Origin of the sequence: Nocardioides panaciterrulae, from assembly GCF_013409645.1 — a bacterium.
GTDB classification, from domain to species: domain Bacteria; phylum Actinomycetota; class Actinomycetes; order Propionibacteriales; family Nocardioidaceae; genus Nocardioides; species Nocardioides panaciterrulae.
The window spans coordinates 2,075,265-2,090,485 of sequence record NZ_JACCBG010000001.1; the positions used below are offsets into that span (position 1 = coordinate 2,075,265).

15 protein-coding genes are annotated in these 15,221 nt (G+C 71.8%); 14 read left to right on the top strand and 1 reads right to left on the bottom strand.

Features of this window, described 5'->3' with window-relative positions; translation table 11 throughout:
* The first annotated feature begins 78 nt into the window (after nt 1-78).
* The 14 genes from dop to BJZ21_RS09800 all read left to right on the top strand — a co-directional run bounded on the left by dop (nt 79) and on the right by BJZ21_RS09800 (nt 14,640).
* On the top strand, nt 79-1,587 hold the full coding sequence (dop, locus tag BJZ21_RS09735) for a depupylase/deamidase Dop (RefSeq protein WP_179663548.1): 1,509 nt from the start codon (nt 79-81) through the stop codon (nt 1,585-1,587).
* 17 nt (nt 1,588-1,604) lie between these two features.
* Nucleotides 1,605-1,802 (top strand): ubiquitin-like protein Pup, encoded by a 198-nt coding sequence (locus tag BJZ21_RS09740; protein ID WP_179663549.1) that lies wholly within the window; start codon nt 1,605-1,607, stop codon nt 1,800-1,802.
* On the top strand, nt 1,799-2,629 hold the full coding sequence (gene prcB, locus BJZ21_RS09745; protein WP_179663550.1) for a proteasome subunit beta: 831 nt from the start codon (nt 1,799-1,801) through the stop codon (nt 2,627-2,629). Before BJZ21_RS09740 ends, prcB begins: the two co-directional genes overlap by 4 nt.
* Nucleotides 2,630-2,678: 49 nt before the next feature.
* Complete coding sequence (gene prcA, locus BJZ21_RS09750; RefSeq protein WP_179663551.1) at nt 2,679-3,476, top strand: proteasome subunit alpha; 798 nt, start codon at nt 2,679-2,681, stop codon at nt 3,474-3,476.
* A 215-nt stretch (nt 3,477-3,691) separates the two neighbouring features.
* On the top strand, nt 3,692-4,717 hold the full coding sequence (locus BJZ21_RS09755; RefSeq protein WP_179663552.1) for a hypothetical protein: 1,026 nt from the start codon (nt 3,692-3,694) through the stop codon (nt 4,715-4,717).
* Between the two features lie 137 nt (nt 4,718-4,854).
* Nucleotides 4,855-6,216 (top strand): Pup--protein ligase, encoded by a 1,362-nt coding sequence (gene pafA / locus BJZ21_RS09760; RefSeq protein ID WP_179663553.1) that lies wholly within the window; start codon nt 4,855-4,857, stop codon nt 6,214-6,216.
* An 87-nt stretch (nt 6,217-6,303) separates the two neighbouring features.
* On the top strand, nt 6,304-7,251 hold the full coding sequence (locus BJZ21_RS09765) for an FKBP-type peptidyl-prolyl cis-trans isomerase (protein ID WP_179663554.1): 948 nt from the start codon (nt 6,304-6,306) through the stop codon (nt 7,249-7,251).
* 45 nt (nt 7,252-7,296) lie between these two features.
* Complete coding sequence (locus BJZ21_RS09770) at nt 7,297-8,277, top strand: helix-turn-helix transcriptional regulator (protein ID WP_179663555.1); 981 nt, start codon at nt 7,297-7,299, stop codon at nt 8,275-8,277.
* Between the two features lie 7 nt (nt 8,278-8,284).
* On the top strand, nt 8,285-9,280 hold the full coding sequence (locus BJZ21_RS21730) for a WYL domain-containing protein (protein WP_179663556.1): 996 nt from the start codon (nt 8,285-8,287) through the stop codon (nt 9,278-9,280).
* A gap of 56 nt (nt 9,281-9,336) precedes the next feature.
* The gene (gene tatA / locus BJZ21_RS09780) at nt 9,337-9,633 is read left to right on the top strand and encodes a Sec-independent protein translocase subunit TatA (protein ID WP_179663557.1); all 297 of its coding nucleotides are present in this window, start codon (nt 9,337-9,339) and stop codon (nt 9,631-9,633) included.
* A gap of 13 nt (nt 9,634-9,646) precedes the next feature.
* A complete protein-coding gene (tatC, locus tag BJZ21_RS09785; protein WP_179663558.1) occupies nt 9,647-10,498 on the top strand; it encodes a twin-arginine translocase subunit TatC in 852 nt (283 codons plus the stop codon).
* Nucleotides 10,495-10,920: a hypothetical protein gene (locus tag BJZ21_RS09790; protein WP_179663559.1), complete on the top strand. Its 426-nt coding sequence runs from the start codon at nt 10,495-10,497 to the stop codon at nt 10,918-10,920. The genes tatC and BJZ21_RS09790 overlap by 4 nt, the downstream gene beginning before the upstream one ends.
* A 21-nt stretch (nt 10,921-10,941) precedes the next feature.
* Complete coding sequence (locus BJZ21_RS09795) at nt 10,942-11,826, top strand: YegS/Rv2252/BmrU family lipid kinase (protein WP_179663560.1); 885 nt, start codon at nt 10,942-10,944, stop codon at nt 11,824-11,826.
* Between the two features lie 9 nt (nt 11,827-11,835).
* Nucleotides 11,836-14,640: a DEAD/DEAH box helicase gene (locus tag BJZ21_RS09800; protein WP_179663561.1), complete on the top strand. Its 2,805-nt coding sequence runs from the start codon at nt 11,836-11,838 to the stop codon at nt 14,638-14,640.
* Nucleotides 14,641-14,671: 31 nt separating this feature from the next.
* On the opposite strand, the gene BJZ21_RS20940 is transcribed toward BJZ21_RS09800, so the two are convergent.
* The gene (locus BJZ21_RS20940) at nt 14,672-15,121 is read right to left on the bottom strand and encodes an SDR family oxidoreductase (protein ID WP_343052078.1); all 450 of its coding nucleotides are present in this window, start codon (nt 15,119-15,121) and stop codon (nt 14,672-14,674) included.
* Nucleotides 15,122-15,221 lie beyond the last annotated feature (100 nt).

Consider the following 15,221-nt stretch of genomic DNA (forward strand, 5'->3'; position numbering starts at 1 on the left):
GTAGGGCCGGCCGGCGACCGCACGAGGCCGTCGGGGCGCCGCGCCTGCGCGCCACCCGGCACCGCGTAGGCTCGCGCCATGAGCGTGCGACGGGTGATGGGCACGGAGATCGAGTACGGCATCTCGGTGCAGGGACAGCCCCTGGCCAACCCGATGGTGGCCTCCTCGCAGGTCGTCAACGCCTACGCCTCGGCGACGGTCAAGGCCCGCCGCGCCCGCTGGGACTTCGAGGAGGAGTCCCCGCTGCGCGACGCCCGCGGCTTCGACATGTCCCGCCAGATCGCCGACCCCAGCCAGCTCACCGACGAGGACCTGGGGCTGGCCAACGTCATCCTCACCAACGGCGCCCGGCTCTACGTCGACCACGCGCACCCGGAGTACTCCACCCCCGAGGTCACCAGCCCGCTGGACGTGGTGCGCTGGGACAAGGCGGGGGAGCAGGTGATGCTGGACGCCGCCCGCCGGGCCGGGCAGCTGCCCGGCGGCACGCCGATCGTGCTGTACAAGAACAACACCGACAACAAGGGGGCGTCGTACGGCGCCCACGAGAACTACCTGATGCGCCGCTCGACGCCGTTCGCCGACATCGTCCGGCACCTGACGCCGTTCTTCGTCAGCCGCCAGGTCTTCTGCGGCGCCGGCCGGGTCGGGATCGGCCAGGACGGCCGCGAGCACGGCTTCCAGGTCAGCCAGCGCGCCGACTACTTCGAGGTGGAGGTCGGCCTGGAGACCACGCTGAAGCGGCCGATCATCAACACCCGCGACGAGCCGCACGCCGACCCCGAGAAGTACCGGCGCCTGCACGTGATCATCGGGGACGCCAACCTCGCCGAGGTCTCGACGTACCTCAAGGTGGGCACCACCGCGCTGGTGCTGGCGATGATCGAGGACCGGTTCATCTCCCGCGACCTCTCCGTCGAGGGCCCGGTCGCCGCGCTCCGGGCGGTCTCCCACGACCCCTCGCTCAAGCAGCTGGTCACGCTGCACGACGGCCGCCAGATGACCGCGATCCAGCTCCAGCTGGAGTACCTCGACCTGGCCCGCAAGTTCGTCGAGGACCGGTTCGGCGCCGACGCCGATCCCCAGACCCTCGACGTGCTCGCCCGGTGGGAGTCGGTGCTCGACCGGCTCGAGCGGGACCCGATGCTCTGCGCCGGCGAGCTGGACTGGGTGGCGAAGCTCAAGCTGCTCGAGCAGTACCGCCAGCGCGACGGGCTGGACTGGGACGACGCGAAGCTGCAGCTGATCGACGTCCAGTACTCCGACATCCGCCCGGAGAAGGGGCTCTACCACCGCCTGGTGGGGATGGGCCGGATCGAGCGGCTGCTGGACGACGCCGCGGTGGAGTCGGCCATGCACGACCCGCCGGAGGACACCCGGGCCTACTTCCGGGGCCGGTGCCTGGAGAAGTACGCCGACTCGGTGGCCGCCGCGTCCTGGGACTCGGTGATCTTCGACCTGCCCGGCCGCGAGTCGCTGCAGCGGGTGCCGACGATCGACCCGCTGCGCGGCAGCCGTGCGCACGTCGGGGCGTTGCTGGACCGCTGTGAGACGGCGGAGGCGTTGTTCGCCGCTCTCACCCGTTGAGTGGATAGGGTCGGACCATGGCACAGGAGCAGAAGCAACCACGGAAGTCCTCGGAGACCGAGGAGACGCCCGAGGTCGCTCCGGAGAGCGACGTCGCCGAGCGCAAGGAGGCCCTCGACGAGGACGTCGACGCGATCCTCGACGAGATCGACGACGTGCTCGAGACCAACGCCGAGGACTTCGTGAAGTCGTTCATCCAGAAGGGCGGCCAGTGAGCGATCCCCGTCTCCCGGCCGCGTTCCTGCAGCCGGGCACCTCGTCGTTCGCCGACTTCCTCGCCGCCCAGGCGCCGGACCTGCTGCCCGCGCGCCGCACGATACCCCAGGGCAACGCCGCGGACCTGGCCCCGCACGGCACCACGATCGTGGCCGCCGCGTTCCCCGGCGGGGTGGTGATGGCCGGGGACCGCCGCGCCACGATGGGCAACATCATCGCCCAGCGCGACATCGAGAAGGTCTTCCCCGCCGACGAGTTCTCGGTGGTCGGCATCGCCGGCACCGCGGGCCTCGCGGTCGAGATGGTCCGGCTGTTCCAGACCGAGCTCGAGCACTACGAGAAGATCGAGGGCACGACGCTGTCGATGGACGGCAAGGCCAACCGGCTGGCGGCCCTGATCCGCTCCAACCTCGGGATGGCGATGCAGGGGCTGGCGGTGGTGCCGCTGTTCGCCGGGTTCGACCTGACGTCCGGGGTGGGGCGGATCTTCAGCTACGACGTCACCGGCGGCCGGTACGAGGAGACGTCGTTCCACTCCGTGGGATCCGGCTCCCTGTTCGCCCGAGGCTCGCTGAAGAAGCTCTACCGCGAGGACCTCTCGCCCGACGACTGCGTGACCGCGGTCGTCCAGGCGTTGTACGACGCGGCCGACGACGACTCCGCCACCGGCGGCCCGGACCTGGCCCGGCGGATCTTCCCGGTCGTGCACGTGATCACCGCCGAGGGCGAGCGCCGGCTGACCGACGCCGACGTGGCCGAGGTGGCCGACCGGGTGATCGCCGGCCGGATGACCCGGCCCGACGGCCCGGCCGCGTCCCTGACCTGAGGCGCGGCACGATGCCCGCGACGAACCCGAACTCCGAAAGGGCCCGCCCATGAGCATGCCGTTCTACGTCTCGCCCGAGCAGCTGATGAAGGACCGGGCCGACTTCGCCCGCAAGGGCATCGGCCGTGGTCGCTCGGTGGCGGCGGTCCAGTACGCCGACGGGGTGCTGTTCGTCTCCGAGAACCCCTCCCAGGCGCTGCACAAGGTCTCGGAGATCTACGACCGGATCGCGTTTGCCGCGGTCGGCCGCTACAACGAGTTCGAGAACCTGCGGATCGCCGGCGTACGTCTGGCCGACATGCGTGGTTACGCCTACGACCGGCGCGACGTGACCGGTCGCGGGCTGGCCAACGCCTACGCCCAGACCCTCGGCACGATCTTCTCCAGCGGCGGCGAGAAGCCGTACGAGGTGGAGCTCTTCGTCGCGGAGATCGGCGACACGGCCGCCGAGGACCAGATCTACCGTCTGACCTACGACGGCCAGGTCGCCGACGAGCACCGGTACGCCGTGATGGGCGGCCAGGCCGACACGGTCGCGCAGTACCTCAAGGAGCACTTCACCGAGGGGGCCTCGCTCGAGGAGGCGCTGAAGGTGGCCGTCTCCGCGCTCGGGCACACCGCCGGCGACAACGGCAAGGGTGAGGACCGGGTGATCCCGACCGAGGACCTCGAGGTGGCCGTGCTCGACCGTACGCGTAGCCAGCCGCGCAAGTTCGCCCGGATCCGCCCCGCCCGGCTCGATGCGCTGCTCGGCGAGCGCGGTCCGGCCCGGCATGCCGAGCCCGAACCCGACGAGCAGGCCGCTCCCGCGACCCAGGGCGAGCCGCCCGTGGCGCCGCCCGGCTGATCCGCGCGCGCGTGCGGTTTGTCGCCAAGCCGCACCGACTGGGCCCGGACTGTTGCGGTTGGTGGCCATTCCGCAGCGAGCCACCCCGGATCCTTGCGGTTGGTGGCCATTCCGCGAGCCCGCAATTCGTCCACAGGGAGGGTCGCGACGCGACCGTCCACAACTCAGAGCGACGGAGCCGGCTGACGTCGGCAGCTCGACGCAGTCTGCGTGCCATGAGCGATGAGCAGCGCGATGACGGCAAGACCGCCGGCCAGAAGGGCGACCCGGACAAGGGCGACCCGGACACGACTGAAGACGACGACGCACCGATCCGCGGCGAGATCCGGCTGGTCGACTACCGTCGGGTCGCCCACGGCCTCTACGTGAAGAAGCGCGAGGGACTCACCGACGAGGACGAGTTTCGCAGGGATCTCCGCGCCTGGCGGCTGGTGCTGCCGGAATCGGCGGTGTTCACCCACCTGACCGGGGCGAGATTGCTGGGCTGGCAGCTGCCGAAGGTTCCCGAGCAGACGCCGGTGTTCGTGGCGGTGGACCAGAAGGCCACGCGTCCGAGCCGGGCGGGGCTCGTCTGCTCGCGGCTGGTGCGCGAGGTCTGCCCCTTCCGGGGAGGTGACCTTCCTGTCGAGGCGCCCGAGGAGATCCTGCTCCGTGCGGCCCGCGACCTCGGGACCTTGGACCTGACGATCATGATCGACTCCGCCCGCCGGCTGGGCCACGTCGACGAGACGAAGATGAAGGAGCTGCTCGCGACGAAGCGGCCCGGCGTACGCGTCCTTCGGGGTGCATGGGAGCTGTCCAACAAGCTGGCGGAGTCCGGGGGAGAGACCGTCCTGCGGATCTTCCACGAAGCCATGGGGGTCGAGGTGACCGTTCAGGTGGACCTCTACGACGAGAACGGTGTTCATCTGGGACGCGCCGATCTGCTCATCAACGGGACCACCTGGTTGCAGGAGTACGACGGGGCGCACCATCGGGACAAGAAGCAGCAGCGCACCGACCTGCGACGTGACCGCGGCCTGGCCGGCACCCCCTATGTGCGGCGTGGCTACACGCTGGACGACCTGATCAACCACCCGCTGGTGGCGATGCATGAGCTCGACCGGTTGCTCGACCGGCCCCACGACCCGAGCCGGCTCGAGCACTGGCGCCGCCTCGTGGACAACTCGCTGTACTCGGTCCGGGGTCGGGAGCGGGTCCTGAACCGGTGGCGGCGCCAGACGACCCTCCGCGATTGGTGAGAATCTGCATGGGGCCGGCCCGAAATGTTGCGGTTGGTCACCAAACCGCAACAGCCGCGACCCCACCTGCCCAATTCTCGGGTCGGTTCGGTGGTTGAGCCCCGGAACTCCACCACGGAGGGCCTAGGCTGGCCGACGTGGACCGACGGATCTTCGGGATCGAGAACGAGTACGGCGTGACGTGCACGTTCAAGGGTCAGCGCCGCCTGAGTCCGGACGAGGTGGCGCGCTACCTGTTCCGCAAGGTCGTCAGCTGGGGCCGCAGCAGCAACGTGTTCCTGCGCAACGGCGCCCGGCTCTACCTCGACGTCGGCAGCCACCCGGAGTACGCCACGCCGGAGTGCGACGACGTGGTGGAGCTCGTGACCCACGACAAGGCGGGGGAGCGGGTGCTGGAGGGGCTGCTGCTCGATGCCGAGCAGCGCCTCCACGACGAGGGGATCGCCGGGGAGATCTACCTGTTCAAGAACAACACCGACTCGGCCGGCAACTCCTACGGCTGCCACGAGAACTACCTGGTCGGCCGGGCGGGGGAGTTCTCCCGGCTCGCCGACGTGCTGATCCCGTTCCTGGTGACCCGTCAGATCATCGTGGGCGCCGGCAAGATCACCCAGACCCCGCGCGGCGCCAGCTACAGCGTGAGCCAGCGCGCCGAGCACATCTGGGAGGGCGTCTCCAGCGCCACCACGCGCAGCCGGCCGATCATCAACACCCGCGACGAGCCGCACGCGGACGCCGAGAAGTACCGGCGGCTGCACGTCATCGTGGGTGACTCCAACATGAGCGAGACCACCACGATGCTCAAGGTCGCCTCCTGCGACCTGGTGCTGCGGATGATCGAGGAGGGCGTGGTGATGCGCGACCTCACGATGGAGAACCCCATCCGCGCGATCCGCGAGATCTCCCACGACATGACCGGCCGCCGCAAGGTCCGGCTGGCCAACGGCCGCGAGGCCAGTGCGCTGGACATCCAGCAGGAGTACCTCACCAAGGCCCGCGACTTCGTCGACCGCCGCGAGATCAGCACCCCGGTCATCGAGGCCGCCCTGGACCTGTGGGAGCGGGGCCTGAAGGCGATCGAGTCCGACGACCTGGGGCTGGTCGACCGCGAGATCGACTGGGTCATCAAGTGGAAGCTGATCGAGCGCTACCGCGCCAAGCACGGTCTGCCGCTCGGCCACCCGCGGATCGCGCAGCTGGACCTGGCCTACCACGACATCCACCGCGGCCGCGGGCTCTACTACCTGCTGGAGAAGCGCGGGGCGGTGGCCCGGGCGACCACGGACCTGAAGATCTTCCAGGCCAAGTCGGTGCCCCCGCAGAACACCCGCGCGCGGCTGCGCGGGGAGTTCATCCGCAAGGCCCAGGAGCGGCGTCGCGACTTCACCGTGGACTGGGTGCACCTGAAGCTGAACGACCAGGCCCAGCGCACCGTGCTGTGCAAGGACCCGTTCCGGGCGTACGACGAGCGGGTGCAGCGCCTCATCGACGGCATGTGAACACCCGCCCGGGTGCCGGGATCTCTCAGCAGTCCCGGATAGGGTGACCCGCGCTTGCACCCTGCACAACGATGAAGGTGAGACCCCGTGCTCCGACGACTGCGTCGCGTCCCGTCCGTCCTGCTCCCGCTGGTCCTGCTCGGCACCCTGGCGGCCTGCGGCAACGACACCGGCAGCGACGCCTCCTCCGGCCCGCTGTCCGCGGTGTCGATCTCGGGTGACCCGGGCAAGGCGCCCGAGGTCAGCTGGAAGCAGCAGATGGAGACCACCGGCATCCAGAGCACGGTGCTCCACCAGGGCGACGGCCCCGCGGTCAAGGACGGCGACTCGATCTACGCGAACTTCTGGATCGGCGACGGCTACACCAAGAAGAAGGCCTACAGCACCTACGACACCGGCCAGCCGCAGCTGATCAAGGTCGACTCCAGCAGCCTGAGCCCGGTCTTCAAGGAGGCCGTCGAGGGCCACACGATCGGCTCCCGGGTCGCCGTGACCGCGCCGGCCGACAAGGCCTTCGGGCCCACCGGCAACCCCAACCTCGAGATCGGCAACAAGGACGCGGTGCTGATCATCGTCGACCTGCTCAGCACGGTCCTCGACGGCCCGCAGGGCGCCCAGAAGCCGGCCCCGGCCTGGGCGCCGAAGCTCGAGACCAAGGGTGACGCGGTCACCGGGCTGGACTTCAGCAAGGCTCCGAAGCCGGACGGCAAGCTGCACTCCGCGGTGCTGATCGAGGGCACCGGCGCCACGGTCGCCAAGGGTCAGACCATCACGGTCAACTACCTCGGCCAGGTCTACGGCGGCAAGAAGCCCTTCGACGAGAGCTACAGCAAGGGCCAGCCGACCTCGTTCGGGATCGGCACCGGCCAGGTCATCCCCGGCTGGGACGAGACCCTGGTCGGCCAGCACGTCGGCAGCCGGGTGCTGCTGGCGATCCCGCCGAAGGACGGCTACGGCAAGCAGGGCCAGCCCAGTGCCGGCATCAAGGGTGACGACACGCTCTACTTCGTGGTCGACATCCTCGGCGCCCACTGAGACGGTCACAGAAGACGGCTCGAGAACGGTAGGGGGAGCGGCACGATGAGTCCGACGGCGACGCGCAAGAGCGAGCGCCTGCTGAACCTGCTCATCATGCTGCTCGTCCAGCGCCACTACGTCAGCAAGGAGCGGATCCGCCAGATCCTGTACCCGGACTCCTCCCGGGACGGGTTCGAGAAGATGTTCGAGCGCGACAAGGAGGAGCTGCGCAGCCTCGGCGTACCGATCGAGGTCGGCAGCCTGGACCCGATGTTCGAGGACGAGCCGGGCTACCGGATCCGGCCCGACCGGTTCGCGCTGCCCGACATCACCCTCGAGGCGGACGAGGCGGCGATGATCGGGCTGGCGACCCGGGTCTGGGAGCACGCGCGCCTGGCCGAGGCGACCACGGAGGCGGTCCGCAAGCTGCGGGCCCTCGGCGTCCCCCTCGACGTCTCCGCCCTCGACATCGCCGAGCCTCGGCTCTCGGCCGACGAGCCGTCCTTCGACGTGTTCTGGGAGGCCACCCAGGAGCGCTGCCCGGTGGAGTTCGACTACCGGCGACCGGGGGAGACCGCGGCGCAGCGCCGGCACCTGCAGCCCTGGGGCGTGGTGCGCTACTCCGGGCGCTGGTACGCCGTCGGCTTCGACACCGACCGGGGCGAGGAGCGGGTCTTCCGGCTGTCCCGGGTGCAGGGCGAGGCGCGGCGCAAGGGCCGGCCCGGCTCGTACGACGTGCCGCCGGGCACCGACGTGCGCGACGTCGCCCGGCGTCTCGCCCCCGAGCCGACGACCGAGCGGGCGGTGGTGCTGGTCCGGGCCGGGGCCGGCCACGCGCTGCGCCGCGACGCCGAGAGCATCAGCACCGGCGTCCCGGGCCCCGACGACGCGACCGGCTGGGACCGCCTCGTGGTCTCCCACGGCGGCCCGGGGCTCGCCGACGACCTGCTGTCCTACGGCCCCGACGTCTGCGTCGAGGAGCCCGCGGGGCTGCGCGAGCGGGTCGTGGCCCGGTTGCGCGCCGCGGTCGAGGAGGCCAGGTGAGCCCGAGGTGACCACGCGCCCGCCCGTCCAGGCCGCCGCCAAGGAGCAGGTGGCCAGGCTGCTGACCCTGGTGCCGTTCCTGCACACGCACGGCCAGGTGCGCCTGGAGGAGGCGGCCCGCAGCCTGGGCGTCGAGCCCGAGCAGCTGGTTCAGGACCTCAAGGTGCTGCTGATGTGCGGCCTGCCCGGCGGCTACCCCGACGACCTGATCGACGTCGACCTCGACGCGCTCGAGGGCCCGGAGGCCGACGGCGTGATCCGGGTGACCAACGCCGACTACCTGGCCCGGCCGCTGCGGCTCTCCCCGACCGAGGCGACCGCGATCATCGTCGCGCTGCGGGCGTTGCGCAACGGCGCGAACGACGAGACCCGCGAGATCGTGGACCGGGCGCTGGCCAAGCTCGAGGCGGCCGCCGCCGAGGGCTCGGCGGCCGCACAGATCGACCCCGGCACCGAGGCGCCCTCCGCCGACCTCTCCGACCTCGAGCGGCGCCTCGAGCAGGCGGTGCGAGCGGGTCGCCAGGTGCGGCTGACCTACTACGTGCCCTCGCGCGACGAGGAGTCCGAGCGCACCGTCGACCCGCGCGGGGTGGTCTCGGCCTCGGGGTTCCGCTACCTCGACGCGTGGTGCCACAGCGCCGAGGCGCCCCGGCTGTTCCGCCTGGACCGGATCCACCGCGCCGAGGTGCTCGACACCCCGGTCGAGAGCGCCCCCGAGGCGCCGCGGGACCTCGCCGACGGCCTGTTCAGCCGGGCCTCGGACACCACGCTGGTCACGCTGCGACTGGCCCCGCAGGCGCGCTGGGTGATCGAGTACTACCCGGTCGAGGCGGTGCGCCCCGGGCAGGGGGCCGAGCTCGAGGTCGACCTGCTGGTCGCCGACGAGCGCTGGCTGCGTCGCCTGCTGCTGCGGCTCGCGCCGTACGCCCGGGTGGTCTCCCCGCCCGGGTACGCCGACTCGTTCCTCGCCGCCGCGCGCGACGCGCTCGGGCTCTACACCTGATCGACCCGCGCCCGACGTAGCATGGACCCGTCAATCAACCGGATGTGAGGACACACATGATCCCGCTCGCCATCGCCGGGCTCGGCACCCCCGAGCTCATCATCATCCTGGTGGTGATCATCCTGCTGTTCGGCGCCGCCAAGCTCCCCGAGCTCGCCCGCGGCAGCGGTCGTGCCTTGCGCATCTTCAAGGCCGAGACCAAGGGCCTGATCGACGACGACAAGTCTCCCGACGCCACCACCCCCGAGGCCGAGCGTGAGCTGCACGCCCGGCAGCAGCAGGCCGAGCTCGACGCCCGGCAGGCCGAGCTCGACGCGCAGCGCGAGCGCCTGCGCCGCAACGACACCGCCTGATCCGGGTCAGCGCTTGTCCATCGCCGGCATCGTCGACCTCCTGCGCGGTCGGCCGCGCCAGCCCATCGGGCCCGACGGCCGGATGGCGCTCTCGGACCACCTGCGTGAGCTGAGGGCGCGGCTGATCCGGTCGGTGCTGTTCCTGATCCTGGCGTTCGCCGTGGCGCTCTTCTTCTACCAGAGGCCCCACGACGGGCTGCTGGGCCTCGTGATGGGGCCCTACAACGACGCCCGGGACCAGTTGGGCCAGTCCACCCAGACCACGGCGTACGTCGCCGGCGCCACCGGTCCGCTGATGCTGCCGCTGAAGCTGTGCGGCATCGCGGCGCTCGTGGCGTCGAGCCCCTACTGGCTCTCCCAGATCTGGGGCTTCATCGTCCCGGGGCTGCACCCGAACGAGAAGAAGTGGTCGCGGATCTTCGCCGCGATCGCCGGCCCGTTGTTCATCCTGGGCGTGCTGACCGGCTACTACGTGCTGCCCAAGGGGCTGGCCGTGCTGATCGGCTTCACCCCGGCCGGCCTCGAGAACCTCGTGGAGTTCAACGACTACTTCAGCTTCATGACCCGGATGCTGCTGGTCTTCGGCGTGGCCTTCGAGATCCCGCTGTTCGTGATCATGCTGAACCTGGCCGGCGTGGTCTCCGGCAAGGCGCTGGCGCGCTACCGGCCGTGGATCATCCTCGGCACGTTCGTCTTCGCCGCGGTCGCGACGCCCTCGACGGACCCGTTCTCGATGCTGATGCTCGCGCTGCCGATGCTGGTGCTGTTCCTGGTGGCCGAGGCGATCGCCCGCTCGGTGGACCGGGCCCGCGGCCGCAAGCGGCAGAGCGCCCAGTGGGACGACGACGAGGTCTCGCCGCTGTGACCGCAGCCATGCGCGACGCGCTCGGCGACCTGGACCCCTTCGACCTGCCCGACTGGCTGGGCGTCCTCGAGGTCACCTGGACGCCCACGAGCGGGGTGCGCTCCGGGCACCACGTGACCGGCACGCTGGCCCAGGAGGGCGGCGGTGGGGCGCTCGCCTGTGACCTGCTGGCCATCGACGAGGCCTATCCGGTGCCGGTGGCCAGCGACGAGGTGCGCAAGCGCGCCCACCAGGCCTGGCGGCACGGCCAGATCCTGCTGCTGGCGCACGACGAGCGGCTGACCCTGGCGGTGCCGGGCACCTCGTTCACCGCCGACCTGGTGCTCGACGCGCTGAGCCGGCTCGCGAAGGCGGTCGGGGGGTCCCCGGAGCGCTACACCGCGCGGCTGCGGATCGGCGCGGAGACCCGGCGTACCCCCTGATCGCCCACTAGTGTTCGGCCCGTGTCCGGCAGCTCCCGGCGCGAGATCGCGCTCCTGACCAACCCGACCTCCGGCAAGGGCCGCGGGGCGCGGGCCCGGAGCGTCGTGCTGGGCCGGCTGCGCGACGCGGGCCTGGTGGTGCGCAACCTCGAGGGCCGCGACGCCGACGAGGCGCTGGACCTGGCCCGCCAGTGCGTGGCCGACGGCCTGGACACGCTCGTGGTCTGCGGCGGCGACGGCATGGTGCACCTCGGCGCCCAGGCCGTCGCGTGCAGCACCACCCGGCTGGGCATCGTCCCGGCGGGCACGGGGGACGACGTGGCGCGCTACCTCGACCTGCCGCGCCGGGACCCCGCGGCCGCGGCGGACCGGGTGCTCGCCGGCCGCACCCGCACCATCGACCTCGCGCGCAGCGGGTCGAAGTACTACGTCACCGTGCTGGCGGCGGGCTTCGACGCGGTGGTCAACGAGCGGGCCAACCAGATGACCTGGCCGCGGGGCCAGATGCGCTACAACCTGGCCATGCTGGCAGAGCTGCGCACGTTCCGGCCGATCTCCTACACCCTCGACCTCGACGGCCGCACCCGGCGCCTCGACGCGATGCTGGTCGCGGTCGGCAACGGCCCGTCCTTCGGCGGTGGCCTGCGGATCACCGAGGGCGCGGTGCTCGACGACGGCCTGCTCGACGTGGTGCTCTTCAAGCCGGTGACCAAGCCCGACCTGCTGCGCACCTACCCCAAGCTCTTCAGGGGCACGCACGTCACGCACCGCCAGTACGAGCACCACCGGGTCCGGCGGGTCACGATCGCCGCGCCCGGCATCGTGACCTACGCCGACGGCGAGCGGTTCGCGCCGTTGCCGCTGACCGTGGAGTGCGCGCCCGGCGCCCTCACCGTCCTCGCGTAGGTTGGGCCCATGAGCACGGCCGACGACCTCTCGCCGGCGGAGCGGTACGCCGACTACCGCCGGGGACGCCAGCACCCCGTCCACCGCGACTTCGAGAGCCTCTACTCCTTCCCGCTCGACGACTTCCAGGCGCGCGCCTGCAAGGAGATCGAGGAGGGGCGCGGGGTGCTGGTGGCGGCGCCCACCGGCTCGGGCAAGACGATCGTGGGGGAGTTCGCGGTCCACCTGGCGCTCGCGACCGGCCGCAAGGCGTTCTACACCACCCCGATCAAGGCGCTCTCGAACCAGAAGTACCACGACCTGCTCGCGCGCTACGGCCCCGAGAACGTCGGCCTGCTGACCGGCGACAACGTCGTCAACGGCGAGGCGCCCATCGTCGTGATGACCACCGAGGTGCTGCGCAACATGCTGTACGCCGGGTCGCGCACCCTGCTCGGCCTCGGGTTCGTCGTGATGGACGAGGTGCACTACCTCGCCGACCGCGCCCGCGGCGCGGTGTGGGAGGAGGTGATCATCCACCTGCCGGAGTCGGTGGCGCTGATCTCGCTGTCCGCGACCGTCTCCAACGCCGAGGAGTTCGGCGAGTGGCTGGAGACCGTGCGCGGCGACACCACCACGATCGTGGAGGAGCGGCGGCCGGTGCCGCTCTACCAGCACGTGATGGTCGGTCGGCGGCTGCTGGACCTGTTCGCCTCCTCCGACGTCGACGCGGCGGCCGGGTTCGTCAAGGAGGGTGCCCCCGTCAACGGCGAGCTGCTCAAGGTCGCCCGCGACGACTGGGCCAGCTCCCGGCTGATGCGGGACCGCCGCTCGCCCCGCAAGGGCCGGCCGGGCTCGTCGAAGAACCCCCGGGCGGTCGGCAACGGCCGCCGGGTGTGGATCCCGACGCGGGTGGAGGTCATCGACCGGCTGGAGCGGCAGGGCCTGCTGCCCGCGATCGTGTTCATCTTCAGCCGCGTGGGCTGCGACGCCGCGGTCACGCAGTGCCTGGCCGCCAACGTGCGCCTGACCACGCCCGAGGAGCGCGACGAGATCTACGCCTACGTGGAGGCGAGCTGCCGGCACCTGCCCGACGAGGACCTGCACGTCCTCGGCTACCACGACTTCCTCGACGGGCTCACCCGCGGCGTCGCGGCCCACCACGCGGGCATGCTGCCGACGTTCAAGCAGGTCGTCGAGGAGCTGTTCGTCCGCGGGCTGTGCAAGGTCGTCTTCGCCACCGAGACCCTGGCGCTCGGGATCAACATGCCCGCGCGCACCGTGGTGATCGAGAAGCTGACCAAGTGGAACGGCGAGACCCACGCCGACATCACCCCGGGGGAGTACACCCAGCTCACCGGCCGCGCCGGCCGCCGCGGGCTCGACGTCGAGGGTCACGGGGTCGTGCTCTGGCAGCCGGGCACGGACCCGCGCCAGCTGGCCGGCCTGGCGTCGACGCGGACCTACCCGTTGCGGTCGTCGTTCCGGCCGTCGTACAACATGGCGGTCAACCTCGTGCACCAGTTCGGGCGGGAGCGCTCGCGGGAGCTGCTGGAGCAGTCCTTCGCGCAGTTCCAGGCCGACAAGGCCGTGGTCGGGCTGGCCCGCCAGCTGCACAAGAGCGAGGAGGCGTTGGAGGGCTACCGGGAGTCGGCGAGCTGCCACCTGGGCGACTTCATGGAGTACGCCGGGCTCCGGCGGCGGATCAGCGAGGCCGAGAAGGCGGCCTCGCGGGCCCGGCGCCACGACCGCCGCGACGAGGTGCTCGCCTCGCTCGGCCGGCTCCGGCCCGGTGACGTGATCGAGGTCCCGGCCGGCAAGTTCGCCGGCTACGCCGTGGTGATCGACCCCGGCCTCTCGGCCGAGGGTCCCCGCCCGTACGTCGTCACCGCCGAGCGGCAGGCCCGGCGGCTGGCCCTGATGGACTTCCCGACCCCGGTCGAGGCGGTGACCCGGCTGCGGGTGCCGAAGAACTTCAACGGCCGCAACCCGCAGATGCGGCGCGACCTGGCCTCGGCGCTGCGCGACCGGACCCACGGCCTCGCACCGGTCTATCCGGGGCGGGGCGAGCGAGCCGGCAAGGCACCGGTGGAGTCAGGGACCGAGCGGGAGATCAAGCGGCTGCGCGACGAGCTCAAGGCGCACCCCTGCCACGGCTGCCCCGACCGGGAGGACCACGCCCGGTGGGCGGAGCGCTGGTTCAAGCTGGACCGCGACGCCCGCACGCTGCGGCGCCGGGTCGAGCAGCGCACCAACACCGTGGCCCGCCAGTTCGACCGGGTGTGCGAGGTGCTCACGGCGCTGGACTACCTCGAGGGCGACACGGTCACCGACCGCGGCCGGCACCTGCGCCAGATCTACTCCGACATGGACCTGCTCGCCTCCGAGTGCCTGCGGCACGGCCTGTGGGACGACCTGTCGCCCTCGGGCCTCGCCGCGGCGCTCTCGGCGCTGGTCTTCGAGGCCCGGCGGCCCGACGACGCCACCTCGCCGCGGGTGCCGGGTGGCGCGGTGCGCGAGGTGATCGGCGAGATGGTCCGGCTGTGGGGCGAGCTTGACGCGCTGGAGCGTGAGCACCGGCTGGACTTCCTGCGCCCCCCGGACATGGGCTTCGCCTGGGCGGCCTACCGCTGGGCCGAGGGCGACGACCTCGACGACGTGCTGACCGAGACCGACCTGGCCGCCGGCGACTTCGTCCGCTGGATGAAGCAGCTGCTCGACCTGGCCGGGCAGGTCGCCGACGCCGCCGGCGACCTGCCGCTGCGCCGTACCGCCCGGGAGGTCGTGACCCGGCTGCGCCGGGGCGTGGTGGCCTACTCCGGGCTCAGCGACTGACGCGCGGGCCGGTCGGGCCGGGCCGGGCGGGTCAGGCGCTGGCGTGGCGGACCGCGTCGGCGACGGGGGTCTCGCCGCCCACCACGGCCCACTGCCGGTGCACGGCGGCGTCCTCGTCGAGCACGGCCGCGACCGTGGCGGCGACGTCGGCCCGGGAGATGTCGCCGCGGGCCACGTCCTCGCCCAGCGTGATCCGGCCGGTGCCGGGGTCGTCGGTGAGACGTCCCGGGCGCAGGATGGTCCAGGCGAGGTCGCTGTCGCGCAGCGCCGCGTCGGCGTCGCGCTTGGCCTCGACGTAGACCCGCCAGACCTCCTCGGTGTCCTCGGGCAGCGGGTCGTCGACCCCGATCGCGGAGATCTGCACGAACCGGGAGATGCCGGCCTGCCGGGCACCCTCGACGGACTTCAGGCTGCCCTCGAGGTCGACGGTCCGCTTGCGCTCCACGTTGCCGTCCGCGCCCCCGCCGGCGGCGAACACCACGGCGTCGCAGCCGGCGAAACGCCTTCGCGAAGGCGGCGGCGTCGTGCTGCTCGATGTCCAGCAGCCGGACCTCGGCGCCGAGCGCCTCGAGCTGGTCGCG

Coding starts and splice junctions, on each gene's coding strand:
- dop (WP_179663548.1), top strand. CDS start 79: ATGAGCGTGCGACGGGTGATGGGCACGGAGATCGAGTACGGCATCTCG.
- BJZ21_RS09800 (WP_179663561.1), top strand. CDS start 11,836: ATGAGCACGGCCGACGACCTCTCGCCGGCGGAGCGGTACGCCGACTAC.
- prcA (WP_179663551.1), top strand. CDS start 2,679: ATGAGCATGCCGTTCTACGTCTCGCCCGAGCAGCTGATGAAGGACCGG.
- BJZ21_RS09755 (WP_179663552.1), top strand. CDS start 3,692: ATGAGCGATGAGCAGCGCGATGACGGCAAGACCGCCGGCCAGAAGGGC.
- BJZ21_RS09740 (WP_179663549.1), top strand. CDS start 1,605: ATGGCACAGGAGCAGAAGCAACCACGGAAGTCCTCGGAGACCGAGGAG.
- tatA (WP_179663557.1), top strand. CDS start 9,337: ATGATCCCGCTCGCCATCGCCGGGCTCGGCACCCCCGAGCTCATCATC.
- BJZ21_RS09770 (WP_179663555.1), top strand. CDS start 7,297: ATGAGTCCGACGGCGACGCGCAAGAGCGAGCGCCTGCTGAACCTGCTC.